Origin of the sequence: Amycolatopsis sp. lyj-108, assembly GCF_046549005.1 — a bacterium.
Lineage (GTDB): Bacteria > Actinomycetota > Actinomycetes > Mycobacteriales > Pseudonocardiaceae > Amycolatopsis.
The window spans coordinates 733,712-757,751 of record NZ_JAJPWQ010000002.1 but is presented as its reverse complement, the minus strand read 5'-3'; the positions used below and the strand labels follow the sequence as shown (position 1 = coordinate 757,751).

Annotated in this window: 20 protein-coding genes and 1 pseudogene; 10 read left to right on the top strand and 11 right to left on the bottom strand. The window is 67.5% G+C overall.

The window, feature by feature from the left end:
* Nucleotides 1–23 precede the first annotated feature (23 nt).
* Complete coding sequence (locus tag ACLJO0_RS09970) at nt 24–1,004, top strand: sugar-binding transcriptional regulator (protein WP_410577708.1); 981 nt, start codon at nt 24–26, stop codon at nt 1,002–1,004.
* Here the strand turns inward: ACLJO0_RS09970 and ACLJO0_RS09965 are convergent.
* Complete coding sequence (locus ACLJO0_RS09965; protein WP_410577707.1) at nt 973–1,341, bottom strand: winged helix-turn-helix transcriptional regulator; 369 nt, start codon at nt 1,339–1,341, stop codon at nt 973–975. The two genes, ACLJO0_RS09970 and ACLJO0_RS09965, sit on opposite strands and share 32 nt — an antisense overlap.
* A 69-nt stretch (nt 1,342–1,410) precedes the next feature.
* Between ACLJO0_RS09965 and ACLJO0_RS09960 the strand changes: the two are divergent.
* Nucleotides 1,411–2,007, top strand: a pseudogene (locus ACLJO0_RS09960) (NADPH-dependent F420 reductase); the annotation flags it as partial.
* Between the two features lie 54 nt (nt 2,008–2,061).
* On the top strand, nt 2,062–2,697 hold the full coding sequence (locus ACLJO0_RS09955) for a hypothetical protein (RefSeq protein WP_410577705.1): 636 nt from the start codon (nt 2,062–2,064) through the stop codon (nt 2,695–2,697).
* A gap of 97 nt (nt 2,698–2,794) precedes the next feature.
* On the opposite strand, the gene ACLJO0_RS09950 is transcribed toward ACLJO0_RS09955, so the two are convergent.
* Nucleotides 2,795–5,299: a DEAD/DEAH box helicase gene (locus ACLJO0_RS09950; protein WP_410577704.1), complete on the bottom strand. Its 2,505-nt coding sequence runs from the start codon at nt 5,297–5,299 to the stop codon at nt 2,795–2,797.
* A gap of 153 nt (nt 5,300–5,452) precedes the next feature.
* On the opposite strand from ACLJO0_RS09950, the gene ACLJO0_RS09945 reads away from it, so the two are divergent.
* Complete coding sequence (locus tag ACLJO0_RS09945; RefSeq protein WP_410577703.1) at nt 5,453–6,694, top strand: primosomal protein; 1,242 nt, start codon at nt 5,453–5,455, stop codon at nt 6,692–6,694.
* Nucleotides 6,695–6,754: 60 nt separating this feature from the next.
* Here ACLJO0_RS09945 and ACLJO0_RS09940 read toward each other — a convergent pair whose 3' ends face one another.
* Both ACLJO0_RS09940 and ACLJO0_RS09935 read right to left on the bottom strand, forming a co-directional pair.
* The gene (locus tag ACLJO0_RS09940; RefSeq protein ID WP_410577701.1) at nt 6,755–7,957 is read right to left on the bottom strand and encodes an MFS transporter; all 1,203 of its coding nucleotides are present in this window, start codon (nt 7,955–7,957) and stop codon (nt 6,755–6,757) included.
* A gap of 56 nt (nt 7,958–8,013) precedes the next feature.
* A complete protein-coding gene (locus ACLJO0_RS09935; protein ID WP_410577699.1) occupies nt 8,014–9,123 on the bottom strand; it encodes an adenosine deaminase in 1,110 nt (369 codons plus the stop codon).
* A gap of 210 nt (nt 9,124–9,333) precedes the next feature.
* On the opposite strand from ACLJO0_RS09935, the gene ACLJO0_RS09930 reads away from it, so the two are divergent.
* A complete protein-coding gene (locus ACLJO0_RS09930; RefSeq protein ID WP_125796451.1) occupies nt 9,334–10,422 on the top strand; it encodes a PA containing protein in 1,089 nt (362 codons plus the stop codon).
* Between the two features lie 340 nt (nt 10,423–10,762).
* Here the strand turns inward: ACLJO0_RS09930 and ACLJO0_RS09925 are convergent, their stop codons facing one another.
* The 6 genes from ACLJO0_RS09925 to ACLJO0_RS09900 form a co-directional block, all read right to left on the bottom strand.
* The gene (locus ACLJO0_RS09925) at nt 10,763–12,043 is read right to left on the bottom strand and encodes a thymidine phosphorylase (protein ID WP_410577697.1); all 1,281 of its coding nucleotides are present in this window, start codon (nt 12,041–12,043) and stop codon (nt 10,763–10,765) included.
* Nucleotides 12,040–12,429: a cytidine deaminase gene (locus ACLJO0_RS09920; RefSeq protein ID WP_125788954.1), complete on the bottom strand. Its 390-nt coding sequence runs from the start codon at nt 12,427–12,429 to the stop codon at nt 12,040–12,042. Before ACLJO0_RS09920 ends, ACLJO0_RS09925 begins: the two co-directional genes overlap by 4 nt.
* 1 nt (nt 12,430) lies before the next feature.
* The gene (locus ACLJO0_RS09915; RefSeq protein ID WP_410577695.1) at nt 12,431–13,705 is read right to left on the bottom strand and encodes an ABC transporter permease; all 1,275 of its coding nucleotides are present in this window, start codon (nt 13,703–13,705) and stop codon (nt 12,431–12,433) included.
* Entirely contained in the window at nt 13,702–14,799 is a 1,098-nt protein-coding gene (locus tag ACLJO0_RS09910) for an ABC transporter permease (protein ID WP_125796448.1), read from the bottom strand. Before ACLJO0_RS09910 ends, ACLJO0_RS09915 begins: the two co-directional genes overlap by 4 nt.
* A complete protein-coding gene (locus ACLJO0_RS09905) occupies nt 14,796–16,370 on the bottom strand; it encodes an ABC transporter ATP-binding protein (RefSeq protein WP_410577693.1) in 1,575 nt (524 codons plus the stop codon). The genes ACLJO0_RS09910 and ACLJO0_RS09905 overlap by 4 nt, the downstream gene beginning before the upstream one ends.
* Nucleotides 16,371–16,452: 82 nt before the next feature.
* Nucleotides 16,453–17,589, bottom strand: coding sequence for a BMP family protein (locus ACLJO0_RS09900; protein ID WP_125796446.1), 1,137 nt, complete (start codon nt 17,587–17,589; stop codon nt 16,453–16,455).
* Between the two features lie 541 nt (nt 17,590–18,130).
* Between ACLJO0_RS09900 and sdhC the strand changes: the two genes are divergently transcribed.
* From sdhC to ACLJO0_RS09875, 5 genes are all read left to right on the top strand, one after another.
* Nucleotides 18,131–18,574: a succinate dehydrogenase, cytochrome b556 subunit gene (gene sdhC / locus ACLJO0_RS09895; RefSeq protein WP_410577692.1), complete on the top strand. Its 444-nt coding sequence runs from the start codon at nt 18,131–18,133 to the stop codon at nt 18,572–18,574.
* A 2-nt stretch (nt 18,575–18,576) separates the two neighbouring features.
* Complete coding sequence (locus ACLJO0_RS09890; RefSeq protein ID WP_037315751.1) at nt 18,577–18,996, top strand: succinate dehydrogenase hydrophobic membrane anchor subunit; 420 nt, start codon at nt 18,577–18,579, stop codon at nt 18,994–18,996.
* 28 nt (nt 18,997–19,024) lie between these two features.
* Entirely contained in the window at nt 19,025–20,779 is a 1,755-nt protein-coding gene (gene sdhA, locus ACLJO0_RS09885) for a succinate dehydrogenase flavoprotein subunit (RefSeq protein ID WP_410577691.1), read from the top strand.
* Nucleotides 20,779–21,549: a succinate dehydrogenase iron-sulfur subunit gene (locus ACLJO0_RS09880; RefSeq protein WP_125680091.1), complete on the top strand. Its 771-nt coding sequence runs from the start codon at nt 20,779–20,781 to the stop codon at nt 21,547–21,549. Before sdhA ends, ACLJO0_RS09880 begins: the two co-directional genes overlap by 1 nt.
* Before the next feature lie 162 nt (nt 21,550–21,711).
* The gene (locus ACLJO0_RS09875) at nt 21,712–22,677 is read left to right on the top strand and encodes a hypothetical protein (RefSeq protein ID WP_410577690.1); all 966 of its coding nucleotides are present in this window, start codon (nt 21,712–21,714) and stop codon (nt 22,675–22,677) included.
* A 71-nt stretch (nt 22,678–22,748) separates the two neighbouring features.
* On the opposite strand, the gene ACLJO0_RS09870 is transcribed toward ACLJO0_RS09875, so the two are convergent.
* Complete coding sequence (locus ACLJO0_RS09870) at nt 22,749–23,978, bottom strand: M14 family zinc carboxypeptidase (protein ID WP_410577689.1); 1,230 nt, start codon at nt 23,976–23,978, stop codon at nt 22,749–22,751.
* Nucleotides 23,979–24,040 lie beyond the last annotated feature (62 nt).

Genomic DNA, 24,040 nt, shown 5'->3' with positions numbered 1-24,040 from the left:
GGATTTCGGGTTATGATGCTCATATGAGCGCGAAGAAGCAGACTCTCGGCCTGGCGGAGTCGCTACGCCTGGCCGCGGTGGCCCGGCGGTTCTACGAACAGGGAGCCTCGAAGCTCGAGATCGCCGACGAGTTCGGCATCAGCCGGTTCAAGGTCGCGCGAATGCTCGACACAGCCAGGGAAAGCGGCATCGTCAAGGTCGAATTCCACCTGCCCGCGCCGGTCGACCTCGTGCTGTCCGAAGAGATCCGTTCCGCGTACCGGCTGGACCGTGTCCTCGTGCTCGAACGAGCGCCGGAGCCGGAATCCCGTGAGGTCGCCCGACGGAAGATCGGCACGCTCACGGCTCAACTCCTGGCCGAGATCGTCACTCCCGGCGACGTCCTCGGCCTCTCCTGGGCACGTTCCGTGAACGCGATGACCGACGCGATCCAGTCGCTGCCGAAGTGCCCGGTCGTGCAACTGTGCGGGGTGCAGGCGGGCATGGACATGCGGGACCGATCGGTGGAGACGGTCAGTCGCGTCGCCGCCGTCTCCGGCGGACAGGCGTACCCGATCTTCGGCCCGCTCGTCCTCCCCGACCGCCGCACCACCGAGACGCTGCGCAGGCAGCCCGGGATCGCGGAGACGTTCGGGCAGTTCAAAAACCTGACCAAGGCCGTCGTCAGCATCGGCGCGTGGAAACCCGAGGAGTCGACGGTCTACGACGCTCTCGACGAAGCCGAGCGCGGCGCCATAGCGAAACGCGGTGCCAAAGCCGAAGTCTCCGCGCGCCTGTTCGACGCCGACGGCACCCCGATGTCCACCGGGCTTGCCCACCACGTGCTGGCCATCAGCGCCGAGGAGCTGCTCGCCGTCCCCGAAGTGATCGCGCTGGGCTACACGGAACCGAAGGCCGAAGCGATCGACGCCGTCCTGCGCTCCGGCATGGTCTCGACGCTGATCACCGACGCCGCCGCGGCCGTCCCGCTCCTCAAGCTGGCCGAGGCACGCCCGCCCGCCTAGCCGCCTCGTCCTGAGCCGCCATCACGTCGTCGCCGTGCCGGAACGCCCACTCCCCGAAAGCTTCGATGGGCGCGAGCAACGTGGCTCCGAGGTCCGTCAGCGAGTACTCGACCTTCGCCGTCCGGCCGCAGTCACGCCTACTGACCAGACCGTTGAACTCCAGCCGCCGGACGGTCTCCGTGAGCACCTTCGTGCTGATCCCGCCGAGCCGTCGCCGCAGTTCGGCAGGCCGCAGCGGCCCGTCGCGCAAGGCCCACAGCACGACCGGGTTCCACGTGTTCGCCATCAGGTCGAAGGCCAGCCGGGCACGGCAATCGGCGAGGAAGACGTCGTTCATCGGACCTCCGGTAACCAATCGGTACCCGCACGGCTTTCTACGGTCATGGGGTAACTCGATCTTAGGGAGCGGCACATGCGTATCGGTATCTTCGGCGCGGGCGGGATGGCGGAGGCGCTCGGCGGCCAGTGGGCCGAGGCCGGGCACGAGGTGATGGTCGCCGCCCGCGACCGGGCCAAGGCCGCCAGAATCTCTCCGAGGGTAGGGACCTGGGAGGAGACCGCCCGCGCCAGTGACGTGATCCTGCTCGCCGTTCCCGCCGCGTCGGTGACGGAAATCCTTGCCACCGCGGGGGATCTCGCCGGGAAGGTCTTGATCGACTGCACCAACGCCGTCGGCCAGGGCGCCGCGCTCACGGTCCCCGACCAGGCCGCCCGGATCGCCGCCGCCGCACCGGACGCGCACGTGGTCAAGGCTTTCAACCTGTGCCATGTGGACGTCTGGCGGATGACTCCGCCGGTGTTCGGCGGCCGTCCGCTCGCGGTGCCGATCTGCGGCGACAAGGTCGGAGAAGTGAGCGAACTGGTCCGCGACCTCGGTTGCGCTCCGCTGGTCGCCGGCGGCCTCGACCGGGCGGCCCTCATGGAGGCGACGATGGCGTTCATGGTCGGGCTCTGGTTCGACGGCCACGACGCCCAGGCCTGCTTCCCGCCCCTTCCGGTGTGATTTCAGGGGCGTCCCCGATGTGCCGCGCCGGGCGGACGCGCGAGCCTGTGTGGCATGGGGACGAAGACTTGGCGACAGCTGACCGTGTGGCTGCACGTCATCACGTCGGTGGGTTGGATGGGGCAGGCCTTGGCGCTGTTCACTCTCCTGACGATCAGCCGAACGAGCGAGGACGGCGCGGTCCGAGTCGCCGCGACGTCCATGGCGCACGAGATCGACTCGTTCCTGCTGGCGCCGCTCGCCAACGCGTCGGCCTTCACCGGCTTCATGCTCGCCGCGGCGACGGCCTGGGGTTTCACCCGGCATTGGTGGGTGCTGGCGAAGTTCGCGATCACGCTCGTCCAGCTCTACGCCGGGATCTTCCTGCTGTCCAGCGCTTTGCAGGATTCCGTGGTGGCGGCGCGGGCCGGTGAGCCGGCACCGGTGGCGCTGGTTACCGGGACCGTGCTGATGGCGAGCGCGCTCGCGTTCCAGGCGTGGCTTTCGGTGGCGAAACCGTGGGGCAAGGCCCGCTCCGGCGCGAAGCTGCCGACGGCGCCGACCTGGGTGTTCGTCGCCGCTGTCCTCGCGCCGCTCGCCGACATCACGGTGGGCTTGATGCTCGGCTATCCGTTGCCCGCGCTGTCACTGATCGTGCTGATCGTGCAACTGGTGCGGCGCCGTCGGCTGCTCGCTGCACCGAGGTCGTGAAAGCCTCGTTTCACGCACGCGCGTGCTAGGAAAGGACCGTTCCTTGCAAATTTTGCAAGGAACGGTCCTTTCCTAGCACGGGGTGAGCGAGTCGGCGTCAGAGCTGGTCCACCGCCGTGATCCGGATGACCGCCGAGCCCGCCTCGTCCGAAGCCGCCAGGTCGACCTCGGCGCTGATGCCCCAGTCGTGGTCGCCCGCCGGATCGTCGAAGATCTGCCGCACCCGCCAGATCTCCTTCTCCTGCTCGATGATCAGCAGCTTGGGGCCGCGCGCGTCCGGCCCGATGCCCAGGGTTTCGTGCTCGTCGAAGTAGTCCTCGATGGCGTCTTCCCACGCGTCGGCGTCCCAGCCCGAAGCGGCGTCCAGCTCGCCGAGTGTCCCGTAGGCCCGCCGCGACGCCAGCTCCACACGGCGGAACAGCTCGTTCCGCACGAGCACCCGGAACGCCCGCTCGTTCCGCGTGACCGCGGGCGGCTCGGACGGCGGCCGCAGCGAAACGGGACCCTCCTCTTCGGGGTGCCGCAAGGCTTCCCATTCGTCCAGGAGGCTGGAGTCGACCTGGCGCACCAGTTCGCCCAGCCATTCGATGAGGTCCTGCAACCCCTCGGTCTTGGCCTCGTCGGGGACCGTGTGCCGCAGCGAGTCGTAGGCGTCGGTGAGGTACCGCAGCACCAGCCCTTCCGACCGGGCGAGCTGGTAGAAACCGATGTACTCCACGAAGTTCATCGCGCGCTCGTACATGTCGCGCACGACGGACTTCGGCTTGAGCTCGTAGTCCTCGACCCACGGATGCCCTTGCCGGTAGCGGGAATACGCCGCCTCCAGCAGTTCCTCCAGCGGCTTCGGGTACGTGACGTTCTCGAGCAGTTCCATCCGCTCGTCGTACTCGATGCCCTCGGCCTTCATCGCCTGGACGGCCTCGCCGCGCGCCTTGAACTGCTGCTGCGACAGCACCGGACGCGGATTGTCCACAGTGGATTCCACAATGGACACGACGTCGAGCGGATAGGACGGCGACTCGACGTCGAGGAGCTCGATCGCGGCCAGCGCGAACGGCGAAAGCGGCTGGTTCAGCGCGAAGTCGAACTGCAGGTCCACGGTGAGCCGCACGATGCGCCCCTGCTCGTCGGGCTCGTCGAGCCGTTCGACGACGCCCGCCGCGAGCAGCGCGCGATAGATCGCGATCGCGCGCAGGATCAGTTTCCGCTGAGCGGGACGGTCGGAATGGTTGTCCTCCAGCAGATGCCGCATCGAGTCGAACGCGTTGCCCGGACGGGAGACGACGTTCAGCAACATCGAGTGGCTGACCTGGAAACTCGACGTCAGCGGTTCCGGCTCGGCCGCGATCAGCCGGTCGAAGGTGCTCTCCGTCCAGTTGACGAACCCTTCCGGCGCCTTCTTGCGGACGATCTTCTTTTTCTTCTTGGGATCGTCGCCCGCCTTCTCCAGCGCCTTGGCGTTTTCGACGACGTGGTCCGGTGCCTGTACGACGACGTAGCCGTCGGTGTCGTACCCGGCGCGGCCGGCGCGGCCGGCGATCTGGTGGAACTCACGCGCCTTGAGATGCCGCTGCCGCACGCCGTCGTACTTCGTCAGCGCCGAGAAGACCACTGTGCGGATAGGTACGTTGATGCCGACGCCGAGGGTGTCGGTCCCGCAGATCACCTTCAGCAGCCCGGCTTGCGCGAGCTGCTCGACCAGGCGCCGGTACTTCGGCAGCATGCCGGCGTGGTGCACGCCGATACCGTGCCGGACCAGCCGCGACAGCGTCTTCCCGAACCCGGCCGAGAACCGGAAGCCGCCGAGCATCTCGGCGATGGCCTCCTTCTCCGCCTTCGAGGTGACGTTGATGCTCATCAGCGTCTGTGCGCGTTCGATCGCCGCCGCCTGCGAGAAGTGCACGACGTACACCGGGGACTGACCGCCGTGGAGCAGCTCGGACATCGTCTCGTGCAACGGCGTCAGCGCGTAGCGGAAGGTCAGCGGCACCGGCCGCTCCACCGAGGTGACCACCGCGGTCGGACGGCCCGTCCGGCGGGTGAGGTCCTTCTCGAAGAACGAGACGTCGCCCAGCGTCGCCGACATCAGCACGAACTGCGCGTTCGGCAGTTCCAGCAGCGGCACCTGCCAGGCCCAGCCGCGATCCGGCTCCGAATAGAAGTGGAACTCGTCCGCGATGACCTGCCCGACCGGCGCGTCGGCGCCGAACCGTAACGCCATGTTCGCCAGGATTTCCGCCGTGCAGCAGATGATCGGCGCGTCCGCGTTCACCGCCGAGTCGCCGGTCATCATGCCGACGTTCTCCGCGCCGAAGATCTCGATGAGCTGGAAGAACTTCTCCGAGACGAGCGCCTTGATCGGCGCCGTGTAGTAGCTGCGGCGGCCGTGCGCGAGCGCGGTGAAGTGCGCCCCGACGGCGACCAGGCTCTTTCCCGAGCCCGTCGGCGTCGACAGGATCAGGTTCGCCCCGGAGACCACTTCGATGATGGCCTCTTCCTGTGCCGGGTACAGCTCGAGCCCGCGCTCGGCCGTCCAGGTGGAGAAGGCTTCGAACAGCGAGTCGGGGTCGGGACGCGCAGGCAGGAGGTCTGTAAGTGTCATCAGAGGACCTATCGTGCCATCCGTTGGTCGCTTCTTGCCCAGGGGTGATCGCGCCCTCCGCCGGAAACCCGTAGGCTTCGCGTTACCGCGCACCTATCGGGCAAGCATCACCCGGTCGCGCGCACACAGGCGGTAATCCGAGAGGGCTTAGGAATGGCACAGGACATCATCCCGATCGAACTCGGCCTGCCTCAGGGTGACGTCGTCACCCTCTGGGCGCCGCGCTGGCGGGAAGACGGCGAGGAGTGGGAAGCCTTCCTCGGCGACGAGGAAGACCTGTACGCCTTCCCGGACGCGGCGCATCTCGCGGCCTTCGTGCGGACCTCCGAGCAGCACGACCTGCTCGACCACCCGGCGTGGGAGGTCGTGCCCGCGCTGAACGTGCCCGAGCTGATCCCGGACGACGACCACACCTACGACCTGGTGGGCGTCCCTGAGCTGGTCGCCGAGAAGCCGGACCAGTGGACGCTCGGCGAGCTGGCCGAGATCATCGGCATCGTGCGTTCGCTCGCGGACGTGTGCGAGCTCGACGAGGTCCACGAAGTCCTCGACGCGCACGAGAGCTTCTCGCTGCTGGATCAGGGCACGCTGCCCTTCTCCGGCCGCGACGGCGAGCGTCTCTGGGCGGACCTGTCGCAGGCGGTCTCCGAGAAGTGGGACACCGTCCTCGACGCGATCGACGGTCTGGTGACCGCTCCCGACGTCGACGAGAAGGTGCTGGAGCAGACGGCGGAGGAGCTCGCGACCTTCCTCGCGGAGTCCGCCGAAGCCGAAGCGGCCGCCGCCGACGAGGACCTCGTGGACGTTGACGACGAGGACGAGGAAGACGACGAGCCCGTCGGCTTCTGGGGCGAGGTCGGCATCGACCCGATCAAGATCATCACCTCCGGCGCCGAGTACTACACGCTGCGCTGCTACCTCGACGACAAGCCGATCTTCCTCGGGAGCGAAGGCGAGATCGACGTCTTCACCTCCGAGAAGGCCCTCATCCGCGCGATCGCGGACGGCAAGGACCTGGCGGACAACGACCTCTCCCAAGTGTCCACTTGGGACGAGGTGGCCACGAAGGCCACCGCGGGCGAGCTCGAGATCGACGTCGACACCGAGAACACCTACGTGTTGAACGGCATCGCCGACGACATCGCCGAAGGCCCCGAAGCGATCGACCCGACCCAGCTGGAGCTGGCCGTCGAGCTGATCACCGACGCCGCCGAATGGGCCGAAGACGACAGCGTCGACACCGCGCTGGCCTCCAACGAAAGCCTCGGCTGGCTGGTGTCGTTCGTGCTGCGGCCGGACCCCTCGCGGCTCGAGCCGAGCGCTCCGTTCGACGCCGAGCAGTCCGAGTGGCGCAAGCTCGTCGAGACCTTCGAGAACCGCCTCACGGTCGTCTGATCCACCTACGGGACGCTATGAAAGGCCCCTTCATTGCAAATTTTGCAATGAAGGGGCCTTTCATAGCGCTTGGGGGCCCTCGTCTTTGACGGGCACCAGCGCGATGGCCAGCACCGGGAAGACCGCGGCCACGCAGAACGCCAGGGCGTACCGCGAATCACCGATCACGAGACCCAGCAGCGGCGGCGTGAGTGCCGCGGCGATGTTCTGGCCGGTGTTCTGCGTGCCCATCGCCCGCCCTGCCCACGCGAGCCCGGCCATCTCCGCCGAGGCGGTGAACCCGAGCCCGTTGTCCGACACGGTGATCACCGCGGCCAGCACGAGCGCGAGCAGCACCAGCCACGGCCACGTCGCGTCCCCGAGCGCGACCAGCAGCATCACCCCGGCGCTCGCGACCGCCAGCTGCCGCATCGGCCGCAGCCTGCTGCCGGCGCGGTCGGACCAGTAGCCCGACGCGATCCTGCCCAGCGCGCCGAGGATCTGGACGGCGCCGACGAACCAGCCCGCGGACGCCGCCGTCCAGCCGTGCATGGTCACCAGGTACACGGGCGTGAAGGCGGAAACCGTGAACTGCGGGACGACGAGCAACGCGCTCGCGCCGTGGACCCGCCACAACGCCGGCTTCCGGTACGGCGACGGCGGCTTCTCCCGCTTGCCCGCTTCGGCCTTCGGACGCGGCGGATCGACCAGCAGCCAGGCGACGAGGAGCGCGACCGCGATCGCGGTCAGCGCGGGCAGCAGGAGCGAGACCTGGAATCCCCAGCGATCCGCGAGCGGCGGGAGACCGAAGGCGGCGACGCCCACCCCGAGCGGCTGGGCCATCTGGCGGATGCCCATCGCGAGGCCCCGCTCGGCCGGGCCGAACCAGCCGAGGACGGCCCGGCCGCTCGCGGCGTTCACTGACGCGGTGCTCGCACCGGCGAGCAGGAACACCCCAAAGAGGATCCCGAGCGAGTGGTCGCCGACAGCCGCGTACACGAGGAGTAACCCCGAGACGCCGAGTCCGAGGGCCATTACCAAACGCTCTCCGTAACGGTCCGCGGCCGCACCCCACAGGATCAAGGTGAACAACAGGCCAAGACTCGGCGCCGCGACCACGGTTCCCGCTTCGGCGAGCGTCAACCCCTCCGCACGCTGCATGGACGGCACCAGGAACGGGAGCCCGTAGAGGAACGAACAGCTCGCGGTCTGCGCGGCGAGGCCGAGCGCGAGGATGAGCCAGCGTCGTTTTCCGCCGACCCCCACGTCCACGACCTGCGTCATCACGACCACCGTTTCACTATTTGGGAACGCTCTCCTACATAGTGAACGATAGTTGTCTATGCTAACGACCGCAAGGCGGCATACCCGGGCTTGATGACCGTGTTGATGATGCCGAGACGCTGATCGAAATCGAGGAACGCGGATTTCATCGCATTGATGGTGAACCACTCGAGATCGGCGAGCCCGAAGCCGAACGCCTCGGCCAGCGCCGCGAATTCGCTGGTCATCGAGCAGCCGCTCATCAGCCGGTTGTCGGTGTTGACGGTGACCCGGAACCGCAGCCTGGCGAGCAGGCCGATCGGATGCTCGCCGATCGAGCGCGCCGCTCCCGTCTGGACATTGGACGTGGGGCAGATCTCCAGCGGGATCCGGCGGTCGCGGACGTAGGCGGCCAACCGTCCCAAATGGACCGTGCCGTCACTGTCGGTCTTGATGTCCTCGACGATGCGGACCCCGTGGCCGAGCCGCTCGGCGCCGCAATGCTGAATCGCCTCCCAAATGGACGGCAGCCCGAACGCCTCCCCGGCATGAATGGTGAAATGCGCATTATTCGTCCGCAGAAACTCGAATGCGTCGAGATTTCTGGTAGGCGGAAATCCGTCTTCCGGTCCGGCGATGTCGAACCCGACCACGCCGGCGTCGCGGTAGCGGACGGCGAGACCGGCGATCTCGAGGGCCCTGGCGTGCTGGCGCATCGCGCAGAGCAACGTCCCGACGCGGATCCGGCCGCCGCGGTCCGCCACTCTCCGTTCACCTTCGGCGAATCCGGCCTGAATGGCCTCGACCACCGCATCGAGTGACAGTCCGCGTTCGACGAAGAGTTCGGGGGCATACCGCACCTCGGCGTAGACGACGCCGTCGGCCGCGAGGTCTTCCACCGCCTCGGCGGCCACTCTGACCAGCGCTTCCTCGGTCTGCATGACACCGCAGGTATGCGCGAACGTCTCAAGGTACGAGACGAGGGAGCCGGAATCGGCGGCGTCGCGGAACCATCGGCCGAGTTCGACGGGATCGCTGGTCGGCAAGGCCGTGTAGCCCGTCTGCTCGGCCAGTTCGGCGACCGTGGCGGGACGCAATCCGCCGTCCAGGTGGTCGTGGAGGAGAACCTTCGGAGCGCGGGCCAGTACCGCCTCCGGGATGCGTGGTCTGCTGCTTTCAGAGGACATACGTAACGGTAACCAGCCTGTCATTCCCCTACATGGTGGTAACTCGTACGCTCTGGTTAACCCTCGGCTTTGTCGATCACGGGCTGAATCGGCCATCAGGGTCAGAGCTCGACATTGTCCGATACCCGGGGGCCATACGCAGAGCAATTTCGCAATGGATAAGCTTCACGTCACGTCCCTCCCATTTCCCCGCCCACGAAGGACACCGCAGTGACCACTGACAACCACATTGCCGCCCCGTCCTTCGACCGGATGCGCAACATGCTGGTGCGCGCGGCCGAAGTGCGTGAGAGCGAACAGCAGCAGATCTTCGACGCGCTCGACGACATCTACGCACGTCTGGCCCCGGTCGACTCGCTCGGCGCGGTGCGCAAGCGGCTCTCGGAGATGCCCGACCGCACCGAGACGAGCGTGCTCGCCGAACGTCTCGACGAGACCATGTCGCGGCTCGAAGCGCAGGACACCGCGATCGCCGCACTGACCCGCGCCGTCGAAAGCATCGTCGACAAGCTGGCGAAGCCGTTCGCTCAGCTCGACGGCCGCCTCGACGGCATGGCCGCGCGCCTCGAAGGCGTCGGGGGCCGGATGGACGGGCTCGAGGACAAGCTCCAGAACATCCACCGCCGTCTCGACGAACTCGGCGCGCACCTCGACAAGCAGGACGTGAAGACCGACGCGCTGCCGCAGTCGGTGATCGGCCCGGTGCGCGAGCGCGTCGAGCAGGCCGAGTCGACCCTGCGGGACCGCGTCGACACCGTCGACCGCGAACTGCGCACCCGCGTCGAGAACCTCGACAAGGCGACCAAGGAAAGCCTCACCGCGAACACCGAGGCGCTGAAGACCGCGCTGACCGAGACCGGCGAGATGATCGACGCTTCGGACCGCCTCGACGGCCTCGGCGACCGCCTCGAAAAGGTCACCTCGCACCTCGACCACCTGGCCGAGCGCCTCGACAAGGTCGAAGACGGCTTCACCGGCCGCCTCGGCGACCTCGACGGGTCGATCCGCTCCGGTCTGTCGAAGGTCGAGAGCACGCTGTCGAAGCAGCCGGACACCGACTCGGTCGACACGCTGGTGCGCAAGAGCAACGACGAGTCCGTGCGCCGCATCGGCGGCCAGCTGGACGAGGCCATGGCGACCTTCGCGGAGCTGATGCTCGGTGGTGGCCCGGCCGTGCAGCAGATCTCCCCGCCGCCGCCCGCCCCGCGTCAGCCGCGTCGCAGCTCGCGCAACGGCCGCGCGCCCAAGGCGGCCGACGCCAAGGCCAAGGCCGACGGCACCGACGAGACCACCGACTGATCCGCTTGTAGCGCGTGAAGGCCCCTTCCCTCGGTTGAGCCGAGGGAAGGGGCCTTCACGTTTCTCCTGGCCCTTCGCCGCCCGGGCACCGACCTGCGTTTAGCCCCCTAATCGCGATCCGCCACGCCCTCCGCAATTCGTCATCTGGTTGCGGCGGGGCCAACCGCGACGAGGGCGTGCGTCCGCCGGTGCCCGGCGTGGGACGGCCGACGTCGATGTCCCCAACGTGGCATTGGAGACACTTCCTCCTGGCAAGACCCCCCCGCACCCAACGCAATTCGTCATCTGGTTGCGGTAGTTGCGCGTGCAACTACCGCAACCAGATGACGAATTGCGTGGGTCAGGGCCGCACGGTCTCCAGGACGAGCGGAGCGGAGGCCGGGGCCTCCGAGGAGACGGCGTAGGCGTCAGCGAGCGCAGCGAGAGCCGAAGGAACAGCGTCCGGCGTATCGGTGTGCAGCTCCAGTAGCGGCTGCCCGGCCGAAACCTTGTCGCCCGGCTTCGCCAGGCACAGCACGCCGGCCGCGGCCTGCACCGGATCCTCCTTGCGCGCCCGCCCGGCCCCGAGCCGCCAAGCGGCGACCCCGACCGAATAAGCGTCCAAACGCGACAAAACCCCATCAGCGGGCGCCGAGACGACGTGGACGTGCTCAGGTCGTGGCAAAGGAGCGTCCGGATCCCCGCCCTGCGCGGCGATCATCCGGCACCACGTCTCGTAGGCCTTCCCCGACGCGAGCACCGCGGCCGGGTCCACATCGGACAGACCAGCCAGCGCCAGCATCTCCCTGGCCAACGCCACGGTCAGCTCGACGACGTCGGCCGGGCCGCCGCCGCGCAGCACCTCGACCGACTCCGCGACCTCGATCGCGTTGCCGACGGCGTATCCCAACGGCACGTTCATGTCCGTGATCAGCGCCGTCGTCGCGACGCCGTGCGCGGTCCCGATCTCCACCAGGGTCCGCGCGAGTTCACGCGCCTGCGGAAGCGTCTTCATGAACGCGCCCGAGCCGGTCTTCACATCGAGGACGAGCCCGGCCGCACCTTCCGCGATCTTCTTGCTCATGATCGAGCTCGCGATCAGCGGGATCGACTCCACCGTCGAGGTCACGTCCCGCAGCGCGTACAGCTTCTTGTCGGCCGGAGCCAGCCCGGAAGTGGCCGCGCAGACCACCGCGCCGACCTCGTCGAGCTGCCGGATGATCTCCGATGTCGACAAAGCGGCACGCCAGCCGGGGATCGACTCCAGTTTGTCGAGTGTCCCGCCGGTGTGCCCGAGCCCGCGTCCGGACAGCTGCGGTACGGCCGCCCCGCAGGCCGCGACGAGCGGCGCCAGCGGAAGCGTGATCTTGTCGCCGACCCCGCCCGTCGAATGCTTGTCGATGGTCGGACGGCTGACCTTCAGGTCGAGCCGCTCCCCCGACGAGATCATCGCGCCGGTCCAGCGCGCGATCTCGCCGGAATCCATCCCCCGCAGGAAGATGGCCATCGCGAGCGCGGCCATCTGCTCCTCGGCGATGTCGCCGCGTGTGTACGCGTCGATCGTCCAGTCGATCTGGTCGTCGGTGAGCCGTCCGCCGTCCCGCTTCGCGCGGATGACGTCGACGGCGGCGAACGCGCTCATGGCAGGTCGTCCGGCCCGAACGCGTCCGGCAGCACCGCGGACATCGGCAGGATGCCGCTGGGAGTGTCCACAAGGCACTCCGCGCCGCCGTGCTCGAACAGGATCTGACGGCAGCGCCCGCACGGCATCAGGAGGTCACCGGCGCCGCTGCGGCAGGCGACGGCGACGAGTTTGCCGCCGCCGGTCAGCCGCAGCTGCCCCGCCATCGTGCATTCCGCGCACATTCCCAAGCCGTACGAAGCGTTTTCGACGTTGCAGCCGACGACGATCCGGCCGTCGTCCACCACACCCGCGACGCCGACGTGCAGGCCCGAGTACGGCGCGTACGCCGACTTCGCCGCCTCGACGGCTTGAGCCCGCAAGGCTTCCCAGTCGTACTCCGCCATGTCAGTCCTCACCTCGCCGATAGGTGGCGCCGATCGCCTTGGGCGGCCGCAGCCGCTGCGAAGCCACCGCCAGCACGATCAGCGTCACGAAGTGCGCGGTGTACGGGATGAGGTCGCTGGGCAGGTCGTCGTTGGTCCAGTAGATCGCGTACAGCGCGACGGCGCCGACGACACCGAGCGCGGAAGCGATCCACTGACGGCGGAACAACTGCACCGCCACGATCACGGCCAGCAGGATCACCGCGCCGTACAGCAGCGCGAGCACCGCGGTGCCGCCACCGGCGAGCTGGAGTCCGTCCGCGTAACCGAACAGCGCCGCGCCGCCGAGCAGGCCGCCCGGCCGCCAGTTGCCGAAGATCATCGCCGCGAGGCCGATGTACCCGCGGTTGTTGGTCTGGTTCTCCAGGTAGTCCGCACCGCCGGCGAGCAGCACGAGCGAGGCGCCACCCATTCCGGCGAGCCCGCCGGAGATGATCATGGCGACGTACTTGTGCAGGTAGACCTTCACGCCGAGGGACTCGGCCGCGACCGGGTTCTCACCACAGGACCGCAGCCGCAGGCCGAATCGCGTCCGCCACAGCACGAGGTAGCTGATCGGGACCAGCGCGATCGCGATCATCGTCAGCGGCGCGACCTCGGTGACCAGGCCGTTGAGGATGCCGGCGAGGTCGGAGATGAAGACGCGCTGCATCTTCTCCAGATCCGAGAGCCAGTCCGAGAGGAACGTCGCCGAATAGGTGTCGAACTTCGGGACCGGCGGCGACTGGCGCGGGTTCCCCGAAAGCGGGGTGAACACCAGGTTCGCCAGGTACTTCGCGACCCCGAGACCGAGCAGGTTGATCGCCACACCGGAGACGATGTGGTTGACGTTGAAGGTCACCGTCGCGACGGCGTGCAGCAGACCGCCGAGCGCGCCGAACACCACCGCCGCCAGCAATCCGGCCCAGACGCCGCCGTAGAACGCGCCCCAGGCGGCACCCCAGGTGCCGAGGATCATCATGCCTTCGAGGCCGATGTTGATCACGCCCGCGCGTTCGGCCCAGAGGCCGCCGAGCGCGCAGAGCAGGATCGGCAGCGCCAGCCTCAGCGCGGTGTGCGCGGTGTTGGTCGAGGTCAGCGTGTTGACGCCGGTGGCGTACGACGCGATCGCGAGCACGCCGACGGCCAGCAGCCCCCAGATCGCGCCCTTGAGCCAGCCGGGAATGCGGCGCTTCGGCGGCTTCACCGGCATGGTGGTCCCGCCCGTGTTGGGCGACAGAACGTCCGCGGTGGTCACACCGCACCTCCCTCGGAAACGCTCGATCCCTTGCGGCCGTTGCCTGCCAGCGCGCGACCGACGCGACGCTGTTCGGCGGCCAGGTCCGCGCGGCGCACGATCTCGTACGCGATGACGACCGACAGCACGATCACGCCCTGCATGATCGTGGCGATCTCTTTGGACACGTTGATCTGTTCGAGCGACACCGCGGACCGGTCGAGGAACGCCCACAGCAGGGCGCCCAGCGCGATGCCCGCCGGGTGGTTGCGGCCGAGCAGAGCGACCGCGATACCGGTGAAGCCGTACATCTGGGTCGAGGTGATGCCGTAGCTGAAGTCGCGGCCGAGCAGTTCCGGCATCGCGACCAGACCGGCGACGCCACCGGAAAGCAGCATCGCGATCAGCGTCATCTTCTTGGCGTTGACCCCACCGGCGGCGGCCGCCGTCGTCGACTCACCGGAGGCCTTGAGCTCGAACCCGAACCGGGTCCGGTTGAGCATGAACCAGTAGGCCGCGCCGATCAGCGCCGCGATGAACACGAAGCCGAACAGCTCACCGGAAAGGATCGGGATACCCGGGATCCGGCCGGTGCCGTCGATCTGCCGGGTGGCGATGTTGTTGCCGGTCTGCACGCCGAACTGGTCCGCGTTGACCAGGAACGCCACGATGCCGCCGACGATCGCGTTCAGCATGATCGTCGAGATGACCTCGGAAACGCCTCGGGTCACCTTCAGCACGGCCGGGATGGCCGCGTACAGCATGCCGCTGGCCACCGCGACGACCAGGATCGCCAGCACGTGGATCACCGGCGGCAGCTGCAGTGCCCCGCCGATGATGGCGGTGACGATGGCGGCGAACCGGTACTGGCCCTCGACACCGATGTTGAAGAGGTTCATCTGGAAGCCGATGGCCACCGCGAGCCCGGACAGGTAGTAGACCGTCGCGAGGTTCACCGTGTCGACGGCCGTCGAGCCCTTGAAGAGCTGGCCGATCATCGTGCCGTAGGCCTGGAGCGGGTCGGCGCCCGAGATGATCAGCGCGATGGCCGTCAGGATGACGGCGAACACGATCGCGAGCAGAGGCGGCAGCAGCCTCGTACGCCAAGAACTCACGATGCACCTTCTTCGGATTCGGAAGCACCCGTCATCGCGGAGCCCAGTTCCTGCGGGGTCACGGTCGCGGGGTCGGCCTGGCCGACCAGTCGTCCGCGCAGCATGACCTGAATGGTGTCGGAAAGCCCGATCAGCTCGTCGAGGTCGGCCGAAACCAGCAGCACGGCGAGCCCGGCCGCGCGGGCCTGGCGGATCTGTTCCCAGATCAGCGCCTGCGCGCCGACGTCGACACCACGCGTCGGATGCGACGCGATCAGCAGCACCGGATCGCCGGAAAGCTCACGCCCGACGATCAGCTTCTGCTGGTTACCACCGGAAAGCGCGGCGGCCGGGACGTCGATGCCCGGCGTGCGGACGTCGTACTGCGCGACGATGCGGCGGGTGTCCTCACGCGCGCCGGCGATGTCGAGCAACTGTCCTTTCGCGACCGGCTCGCGGGTCTGGTAGCCGAGGATCCGGTTGACCCACAAGGGTTGCGTGAGCAGGAGGCTGTGCCGCGTGCGGTCTTCGGCGATGTAGCCGATCCCGGCCTCGCGGCGGGCGAGCGTCCCCAGTTTGTGCAGTTCGACGACCTGGCCGTCGACCTCGGTCAGTTCGATCCGGCCGCCGCCCTTGCGCATGCCCATGATCGTCTCGACGAGTTCGGTCTGGCCGTTGCCCTCGACGCCGGCGATCCCGAGCACCTCGCCCGCGTGCACCGTGAAGGAGATGTGGTCGAGCACGTTCCGCTCGGAACCCTCGACGCTCAAGCAGACGTCGTCCAGGCGGAGGACGGGCCGATCGGTCACAGTGGACTCACGGGTCTCCGGGCTGGGGAGCTCCGAGCCGACCATCATCTCGGCCAGCTGACGTGAGGTGATCGTCTTCGGATCGGCCGTGCCGACGGTGGTGCCGCGGCGGATCACGGTGACCGTGTCGGCGATCGCGCGCACCTCGTCGAGCTTGTGCGAGATGAAGAGGAAGGTGAAGCCGTCCTCCTTCATCGCGCGGACGGTCTCGAACAGCGCGTCGACCTCCTGCGGCACGAGCACCGCGGTGGGCTCGTCGAGGATGATGATCCGGGCGCCGCGGTAGAGCACCTTCACGATCTCCACGCGCTGGCGGTCGGCGACGCCGAGTTCTTCGAGCAGCACGTCCGGCCGGGCGCGCAGGCCGACCCGTTCGGCCAGCTCCGCCAGTTTCGCCCTGGCAGCGCGGCCGATGCCGTGCAGGTTCTCCGCGCCGAGGAAGACGTTCTCCCCCACGGTCAGGTTGTCGGCCAGCATGAAGTGCTGGTGGACCATCCCGATCCCGGCCTTGATGGCGTCCTGCGGGTTGCGCAGCCGCACCGGTTCGCCGTTGATCGCGATGTCGCCCTCGTCCGGCTGCTGCATGCCGTAGAGGATCTTCATCAGGGTCGATTTGCCCGCGCCGTTCTCGCCGCAGACAGCGTGCACCTCGCCCTTGGTGACGGTGAGGTTGACGTCGGAGTTGGCAACGACACCGGGGAACCGCTTCGTGATCCCGGTCAGCTGCACGGCCGGTTCACCCCGGTCGGGGGCGTCGGTGACCTCGGCCTGGGGAGCGCTCATGAAAAAGCCATCCAGTTCTGGGAGTTAAACAGGTGAGGGCTCGGAAGGGGTCACCCTCCCGAGCCCCGCTGCCTGGTGGAGCTTACTTCTGCGGCTTGTCCGACACGGTGATCGCCCCGGAGACGATCTGCGCCTTGTAGCCCTCGAGGACGTCCTTGATGTCGTCGACCTTGCCACCGGAGGTGGCGTAGCCGATGCCGTCGACCTTGAGGTCGAACCGCTTCGGCAGCGACGTCAGGTCGCCCTTCGCGAGCGCGCGCAGGTAGTCGAACACCGCCACGTCGACGCGCTTGAGCATCGAGGTGATGATGACGTCCTTCGACGCCTCGACCGTCTTCTGGTTGTACTGGTCGGAGTCGACGCCGATGGCGAGCGCGTTGTTCGACTTCGCGGCCTCGAAAACGCCCTTACCGGAGGCACCGGCGGCGTGGTACAGCACATCCGCGCCCTTGGCGATCTGCGCGGCGGCCTTCACGTTGCCCTTCGCCGGGTCCTGGAACCCGGAGAAGTCACCGGCCGGGGTGAGGTACTCGTCCTCGATCTTGGCCTTGCTCGAAGCGGCCTTCACACCCTGGAGGAAGCCGGCCTCGAACTTCTGGATCAGCGGCGTGTTCACGCCGCCGACGAAGCCGACGTGGCACTTCTTCGACTTGTACGCGGCGGCGACACCGGCCAAGAACGAGCCCTGCTCCTCGGCGAAGACGAGCGAGGTGACGTTCGGAGCCTCGACGGACTCGTCGACGATCGCGAACTTCGTGTTCGGGTACTTCGGCGCGACAGCCTTGACAGCGTTGGCGTAAGCGAAGCCGACCGCGATGATCGGGCTGAAGCCCTGCGAAGCGAGCTGGTCGAGACGCTGCGACTTGGCGGCCTCGTCTTCGGTCGCCGCGGCGGTGCTCTCGGTGACCGTGGTGACGCCGAGTTCGGCCTTCGCCTTGTCGGTACCGGCGGCGGCGGAGTCGTTGAAGGACGCGTCGCCACGACCGCCGACGTCGAAGGCCAGCGCGACCTTCAGCTTGCTGCCGTCGACCTTCTCACTGGACTGGCTGGTGCTGGTCGAGGCGGCCGCCGCGGCGGGCGGCTTCGGCGCCGTCACGCAGCTGGCGGACTGATCCCCAGAGCCCGCGTTGTTGTTGTTCCCCGCACCTGAATCCTTCGCGCATCCGGCCAGTACCAGAGCACCGGCCATGGCGGCGGCGGCCAGCGCGGTTCCACGCATGCGACGCAACGTGTGTCTCCCTCCCCGCTGATCCAGCGGATGGTCCGAAGAAACGACCCGGCGACAGTGCCGGGTTCGACCGAGAGACGGTACCTAACGGCTGCTTAGCCGCCATAGGAAAGGCACGCTACGTAACACAAACGTTTACTCATGAGTCGTACGCGCGACGAACGGAGTACGCACGGTGACCACAACGGAGTAATCGCAGGCAGCACCCGGCCCACTGGCCGCGAGAAGGACCCAAGATCGTCACGCACCGTTCAGAGCGCCCCGCGACGCCCCTCCCGTCCACAGTGGACGAACCGGTGAGTTACCGGTCCGCGTCACCCGATCGGGCAGGGGCCTCGATGTCTGGTCCATCACACAGAGGAACCCGGAGGTGAGCCCACCGTGAGGTGCGGGTCTAGCATCCTTTTCATCCACGCTCGATGACCATGATCTCGGCACCGTCGCCGGAGCCGTCCCCAGGTGGACGACCCGGCGCAGGCGCGGAAACCAGCGGTCAGCGGGCCCAAGCCATGACGTTGGAGGCCGTTCACCGATGTCCACCACGGCTAGCACCGCCACCGAGGCGGCCGCGAGCGATCGGGCGGGTGCCTCACGCCGACAGGGGACCTTCTACCGGGGCGACCCCGGCATGTGGTCCTGGGTGCTGCATCGCATCACCGGCGTAGCCACCTTCTTCTTCCTCTTCGTGCACGTGCTCGACACCGCGCTCGTGCGCGTGTCGCCCGACACGTACAACGAGGTCATCGAGACCTACAAGACCCCGATAGTCAACCTGCTCGAGGTCGGCCTGGTCGGCGCGGTGCTGTTCCACGCGCTCAACGGCATCCGGGTCATGCTGGTCGACTTCTGGGAGAAGGGACCGAAGTTCCAGAAGCCGATGCTCTGGACCATCCTGGCCATCTGGGTCGTGGTGATGATTCCCGGTGCCTACTTCATGTTGAAGCGCACCGTCGAAGTTATGTTCGGGGGGCACTGACCATGGCATCCGAAGTTCTCGCACTCGACAAGCCGCGTTCGCCGAAGCGCCCGGCCGCCCGCCGCAGCAACTTCGAGCTCTACAGCTGGCTGTTCATGCGCATCTCGGGCCTCGCCCTGATCGTGCTGGTGCTCGGCCACCTGTTCATCATGAACATCCTCGACGGCGGCGTGCACCGCATCAACTGGGGCTTCGTCGCCGGCCGCTGGGCCTCGCCGTTCTGGCAGTTCTGGGACCTGTCGATGCTCTGGCTCGCCGAGATCCACGGCGGCAACGGGCTGCGCACGATCATCGACGACTACGCCCGCAAGGACAGCACCCGGTTCTGGCTGAAGATCGTGCTCTACGTCTCGATGGTGCTGATCCTCGCCGTCGGCACGATGGTGATCTTCACCTTCGATCCCGGCATCTCGGCCAACTGACGCCCCACCACAGGTAAGCGGAGTCCTCATGCAGTTCCACAAGTACGACGTGGTGATCGTCGGCGCCGGTGGCGCCGGCATGCGCGCGGCCATCGAATCCGGCCAGCGTGCCCGCACCGCGGTCCTCACCAAGCTCTACCCGACGCGTTCGCACACCGGCGCCGCCCAGGGTGGCATGTGCGCCGCGCTGGCGAACGTCGAAGAGGACAACTGGGAGTGGCACACCTTCGACACGATCAAGGGTGGCGACTACCTGGTCGACCAGGACGCCGCCGAGATCATGGCGAAGGAAGCCATCGACGCGGTCCTCGACCTCGAGAAGATGGGCCTGCCGTTCAACCGGACGCCCGAAGGCAAGATCGACCAGCGCCGCTTCGGCGGGCACACCCGTGACCACGGCAAGGCCGCGGTGCGCCGCGCCTGCTACGCCGCGGACCGCACCGGGCACATGATCCTGCAGACCCTGTACCAAAACTGCGTCAAGCACGGCACCGAGTTCTTCAACGAGTTCTACGTGCTCGACCTGGTGCTGACCCCGGACGAGGACGGCAACCCGGCCGCTTCCGGCGTCGTCGCCTACGAGCTGGCGACCGGCGAGCTGCACGTCTTCCAGGCGAAGTCGATCGTGTTCGCCACCGGCGGCGCGGGCAAGATCTTCAAGACCACGTCGAACGCGCACACCCTCACCGGTGACGGCCTCGGCATCATCTTCCGCAAGGGCCTGCCGCTGGAGGACATGGAGTTCTTCCAGTTCCACCCGACAGGTCTCGCCGGGCTCGGCATCCTCATCTCCGAGGCCGTGCGCGGTGAGGGCGGCATCCTCCGCAACGCCGACGGCGAGCGGTTCATGGAGCGCTACGCCCCCACCATCAAGGACCTCGCGCCGCGTGACATCGTCGCCCGGTCGATGGTGCAGGAAGTGCTGCAGGGCCGCGGCTGCGGGCCGAACAAGGACTACGTCGTCCTCGACGTCACGCACATCCCGGAAGAGACGCTGAACGCGAAACTCCCGGACATCATGGAATTCTCGCGGACGTACCTGGGTGTCGACCCGGTCACCGAACCGGTGCCGGTGTTCCCGACCTGCCACTACGTGATGGGCGGCATCCCGACCAACATCCACGGCGAGGCGTTGCGGGACAACGAGAACGTCATCCCCGGCCTGTACGCCGCGGGCGAGGTCGCGTGCGTTTCCGTGCACGGCTCGAACCGGCTGGGCACCAACTCGCTGCTGGACATCAACGTCTTCGGCCGTCGTGCCGGCATCGCCGCCGCCGAGTACGCGCTGGCGCACGAGCACATCGAACTGCCGGAGAACCCGACAAAGGTCGTCGAGGACCAGCTGTCGCTCCTGCTGTCGGAGCACGGTGACGAGCGCGTCGCCGACATCCGCACCGAGCTGCAGCGGACGATGGACTCGCACGCCTCGGTGTACCGCACGGAGGACACGCTCAAGCAGGCGCTGACCGACGTGCAGGCGCTGAAGGAGCGGTACAACCGGATCACCGTGTCGGACAAGGGGAAGCGGTACAACACCGACGTCCTCGAGGCCGTCGAGCTGGGCTTCCTGCTCGAACTCGCCGAAGTCCTGGTCGTCGGCGCCCTGGCGCGCAAGGAATCCCGCGGCGGCCACGCCCGCGAGGACTACCCGAACCGCGACGACACGAACTTCATGCGGCACACCATGGCCTACAAGCAGGGTTCCGAGCTGGCCGCCGACATCCGACTGGACTACAAGCCGGTGACCTTCACCCGCTACGAACCGATGGAGCGGAAGTACTGATGACCACGGCCACCCCCGAGAAGTCGGAGGCCGTGTCCTCCGACCACACGCCGATCACCGTCACGCTGAAGATCCTCCGGTTCAACCCCGAAGTCGACACCGAGCCGCACTGGGAGTCCTACGACGTCCCCGCGCAGCGCACCGACCGGCTGCTGAACCTGCTCTTCTACGTGAAGGACTACATCGACGGGACGTTCTCGTTCCGTCGCTCGTGCGCGCACGGCGTCTGCGGTTCCGACGCGATGCAGATCAACGGCATCAACCGGCTGGCGTGCAAGGTCCTGATGAAGGACCTGCTGTCGCAGGACGGCAAGAAGACGACGATCACGATCGCGCCGATCAAGGGTCTGACCACGCTCAAGGACCTTTACGTCGACATGGACCCGTTCTTCGAGGCGTACAAGGCTGTGAAGCCGTACCTCATCGCCTACGGGAACGAGCCCACGCGCGAGCGGATCCAGTCGCAGGCCGACCGCGACCGGTTCGACGACACGACCAAGTGCATCCTGTGCGCCTGCTGCACGTCCTCGTGCCCGGTGTACTGGAACGACGGCTCGTACTTCGGCCCGGCCGCGATCGTCAACGCGCACCGGTTCATCTTCGACTCGCGTGACGAAGGCGCCGAAGAGCGGCTCGACATCCTGAACGACTCCGAGGGCGTCTGGCGCTGCCGGACGACGTTCAACTGCACCGACGCTTGCCCGCGCGGCATCCAGGTGACGAAGGCCATCCAGGAAGTGAAGCGCGCTTTGCTCTTCAAGCGCGTCTGACGCTTCTGGCTCCAAGTACATGAAGGCCCCCTTCCTTGCGCCTAGCGCAAGGAAGGGGGCCTTCATGTACTTGGAGCTGAGTTATCCACAATGGGGCAGTTATCCACAGGCCGGTAAATCGGCTCTGGCGGGACAGGCTGCTCCGGGCTCACGCTGAGCTTCATGACCAAGAGGGGGACATGGGCTCAGCATCCCGAACTGCTGCACGAACGGAGTCGCAACGGCGTCGTCCGGGCATCCGATCTGGAAAGCCTCGAGATGAGCAGCCGGACGATCTACACCCGCTGCCTGCCCGGCGGCCCGTGGCAACGCTTGCTGCCGGGCATCATCCTGCTGCACAACAACGAACCCACGAGCGAGCAGCTCGTGACCGCGGGGCTCCTGCACGGCGGAGCGGACGCGGTTCTCACCGGAATCGAAGCCTGTCTGCGGCACGGGCTGCGTACATCCGCGATGCCATCGGACGCGGGTCTGCATCTGCTGATCCCGCATGATCGGAAGATCCGCAGCACCGGCTTCGTGACGATGGAACGGACGATCCACTTGCCGTCCCCTGTCGTCCGGAACGGCGTTACCCTTGCCCCGCTGATCCGGGCCACAACGGACGCGGCGCGGCGGCTCGGGGATGCCCAGCAGGTCGAGGCGATCTTGATCGAAGCGGTCCAGAAAGGCGGATGCCATCCGAAGGTCCTGCTTCGCGAACTCGATCACGGCTCACTTCGAGGTACCGCTGTACCGAGGCGCCTGCTCACGAACTGGGTAGATCTCCGGTCCATGGCGGAATCGCGCGCCAAGACCCTCAGCCAGCGCATGCCGACACCACCGAGCCACTGGAATGCGGCGATCTATGACCGGCAAGGCAACTACATCGGACGTCCCGACGCGTTGTGGAAGGACGTCGGTCTCGTTTGGGAGATCGACTCCTTCGAGTTTCATTTCCGCAAGTCGGACTATGCACGAACCGTCGAGCGCAATACGCGGTATGCGGCGGCGGGCCTCGTCGTCGTGCAAACTCTGCCCTCCCGGCTTCGAAACGACCCCGACGGTGTCCTCGCTTCCCTCACTGCCGCGCACGACGTTGCCGCGGCCAGACCCGGACCCGCCATCCACCTGGCGACAGCAGCCTGAAGTACATGAAGGCCCCCTTCCTTGCGCCTAGGTACAGGAAGGGGGCCATCATGTACTTCACAGAAAGTGAGCTACTCCAGCACGCGCGCGTCCAGCGAGTGGCCGGCGGAGGAGTCGGCGGTCCCGGGCAGCAGGTCGAAAGCCTCCGGGTCGATGTAGTCGACAGCGCCCGTGCTCACGTCCCGCAGCATGTTGTACAGCCCGGCCATCACGGCACGCGTGAAGTGCTCCCGGTGCTGCTGCCCCAGCGTCTGCGTCTGCCCGCGCACCTCGAACAGCACCGTCCCGGTCCCGTTCAAGGCGAACGAACACCGCGCCTGCCCCGGCAGGTCGCGATCGGCGCCGTGCGGATACCGCGCCCCGACGAACCCGCGCGACGTCATCCCGTTGAACGCGCTGATCGCCAGCTGCCGCGATTCGTCCTTTGTGTACACATCGCGGTACTTCGCGTACTTCTGGCCGGGCTCGAAGAACTTGTCGGGCAGTGGCGGGTAGTCGATGCCGACGTCGAGGAGCCGGTTGCTGCCTTCCTGCCGCACGCACGCGCCCTGATGGTGCAGGTCGACGTAGACGTCGGGGACCTTTCCCCGTTGAGCGGTCAACCCGGTGTACACCGAACGCAGCGCCCGCGCCTCGGGCGTGATGAACCAGCCCGGCTGATCCGGCGCGCCGGGGAAGTCCTCCGCGCGCGGGACGTAGTTCAGGTCCGGGTTGAAGTCGCGGTTGACGTCGAATCCCGGCCGTTTCCGATAGTCGTCGCCCTGGAGGACGTCGCTGAGGTAGTTCCAGGCGGGCGGCCGGTCCTTGAGTTGCGGGAACTTCCGCTGCACTTCCGCCCACGACAGGTCGTTGCCGCGCCGGTCGAGTTCGGCGCCGTCCGGGTTCAGTTTCGGGACCGCGACGAAGGTGATGGTCTTCCGCAGCCGTTCGGCGTCCCGCGATTCCGACGTGCCGAGGTAGTCGAGGATGCGCAACAGCGCGTCGGTGCCGGTCTTCTCGTTCCCGTGGATCTCACTGGAGACCACGAAGACCTTCGGGCCGGTCCCGACGGTCGCCTGGTGGATCACGCGTCCGCGGTTGGACCGCCCGACTTCCTTGACGGCCACCCGCCCCTTGCTCACGCGCTCGAGCCTGCCGAGTTCGCGGACCATCTCGCGATAGTCGGTGAACTCGTTGATGGGCAGCTCCCGTGGCTCGTCGCTGCAGGGTGCCACCGGAGCCGCGGCCGCCGCGGGCGTACTGACAAGCGGGAGCATCGCCAGCCCCACCACCACGGGAACCAACCGACCGAACACCGACATCGTGAACTCCCCACTGTCGAAGGTGTTCCCAACGTAACCAGCGGGACCCGATCGCGGATCCG

What these genes read in the sequence shown, in the direction of transcription:
- ACLJO0_RS09935 (WP_410577699.1), bottom strand. Translation starts at nt 9,123, where the DNA reads ATGTCCTCTGAAAGCAGCAGACCACGCATCCCGGAGGCGGTACTGGCC.
- ACLJO0_RS09890 (WP_037315751.1), top strand. Translation starts at nt 18,577, where the DNA reads ATGGCATCCGAAGTTCTCGCACTCGACAAGCCGCGTTCGCCGAAGCGC.
- sdhA (WP_410577691.1), top strand. Translation starts at nt 19,025, where the DNA reads ATGCAGTTCCACAAGTACGACGTGGTGATCGTCGGCGCCGGTGGCGCC.
- ACLJO0_RS09965 (WP_410577707.1), bottom strand. Translation starts at nt 1,341, where the DNA reads ATGAACGACGTCTTCCTCGCCGATTGCCGTGCCCGGCTGGCCTTCGAC.
- ACLJO0_RS09875 (WP_410577690.1), top strand. Translation starts at nt 21,712, where the DNA reads ATGACCAAGAGGGGGACATGGGCTCAGCATCCCGAACTGCTGCACGAA.
- ACLJO0_RS09905 (WP_410577693.1), bottom strand. Translation starts at nt 16,370, where the DNA reads ATGAGCGCTCCCCAGGCCGAGGTCACCGACGCCCCCGACCGGGGTGAA.
- ACLJO0_RS09920 (WP_125788954.1), bottom strand. Translation starts at nt 12,429, where the DNA reads ATGGCGGAGTACGACTGGGAAGCCTTGCGGGCTCAAGCCGTCGAGGCG.
- ACLJO0_RS09955 (WP_410577705.1), top strand. Translation starts at nt 2,062, where the DNA reads ATGGGGACGAAGACTTGGCGACAGCTGACCGTGTGGCTGCACGTCATC.
- ACLJO0_RS09880 (WP_125680091.1), top strand. Translation starts at nt 20,779, where the DNA reads ATGACCACGGCCACCCCCGAGAAGTCGGAGGCCGTGTCCTCCGACCAC.
- ACLJO0_RS09900 (WP_125796446.1), bottom strand. Translation starts at nt 17,589, where the DNA reads ATGCGTGGAACCGCGCTGGCCGCCGCCGCCATGGCCGGTGCTCTGGTA.
- sdhC (WP_410577692.1), top strand. Translation starts at nt 18,131, where the DNA reads ATGTCCACCACGGCTAGCACCGCCACCGAGGCGGCCGCGAGCGATCGG.
- ACLJO0_RS09870 (WP_410577689.1), bottom strand. Translation starts at nt 23,978, where the DNA reads ATGTCGGTGTTCGGTCGGTTGGTTCCCGTGGTGGTGGGGCTGGCGATG.
- ACLJO0_RS09940 (WP_410577701.1), bottom strand. Translation starts at nt 7,957, where the DNA reads ATGACGCAGGTCGTGGACGTGGGGGTCGGCGGAAAACGACGCTGGCTC.
- ACLJO0_RS09925 (WP_410577697.1), bottom strand. Translation starts at nt 12,043, where the DNA reads ATGAGCGCGTTCGCCGCCGTCGACGTCATCCGCGCGAAGCGGGACGGC.
- ACLJO0_RS09950 (WP_410577704.1), bottom strand. Translation starts at nt 5,299, where the DNA reads ATGACACTTACAGACCTCCTGCCTGCGCGTCCCGACCCCGACTCGCTG.
- ACLJO0_RS09970 (WP_410577708.1), top strand. Translation starts at nt 24, where the DNA reads ATGAGCGCGAAGAAGCAGACTCTCGGCCTGGCGGAGTCGCTACGCCTG.
- ACLJO0_RS09945 (WP_410577703.1), top strand. Translation starts at nt 5,453, where the DNA reads ATGGCACAGGACATCATCCCGATCGAACTCGGCCTGCCTCAGGGTGAC.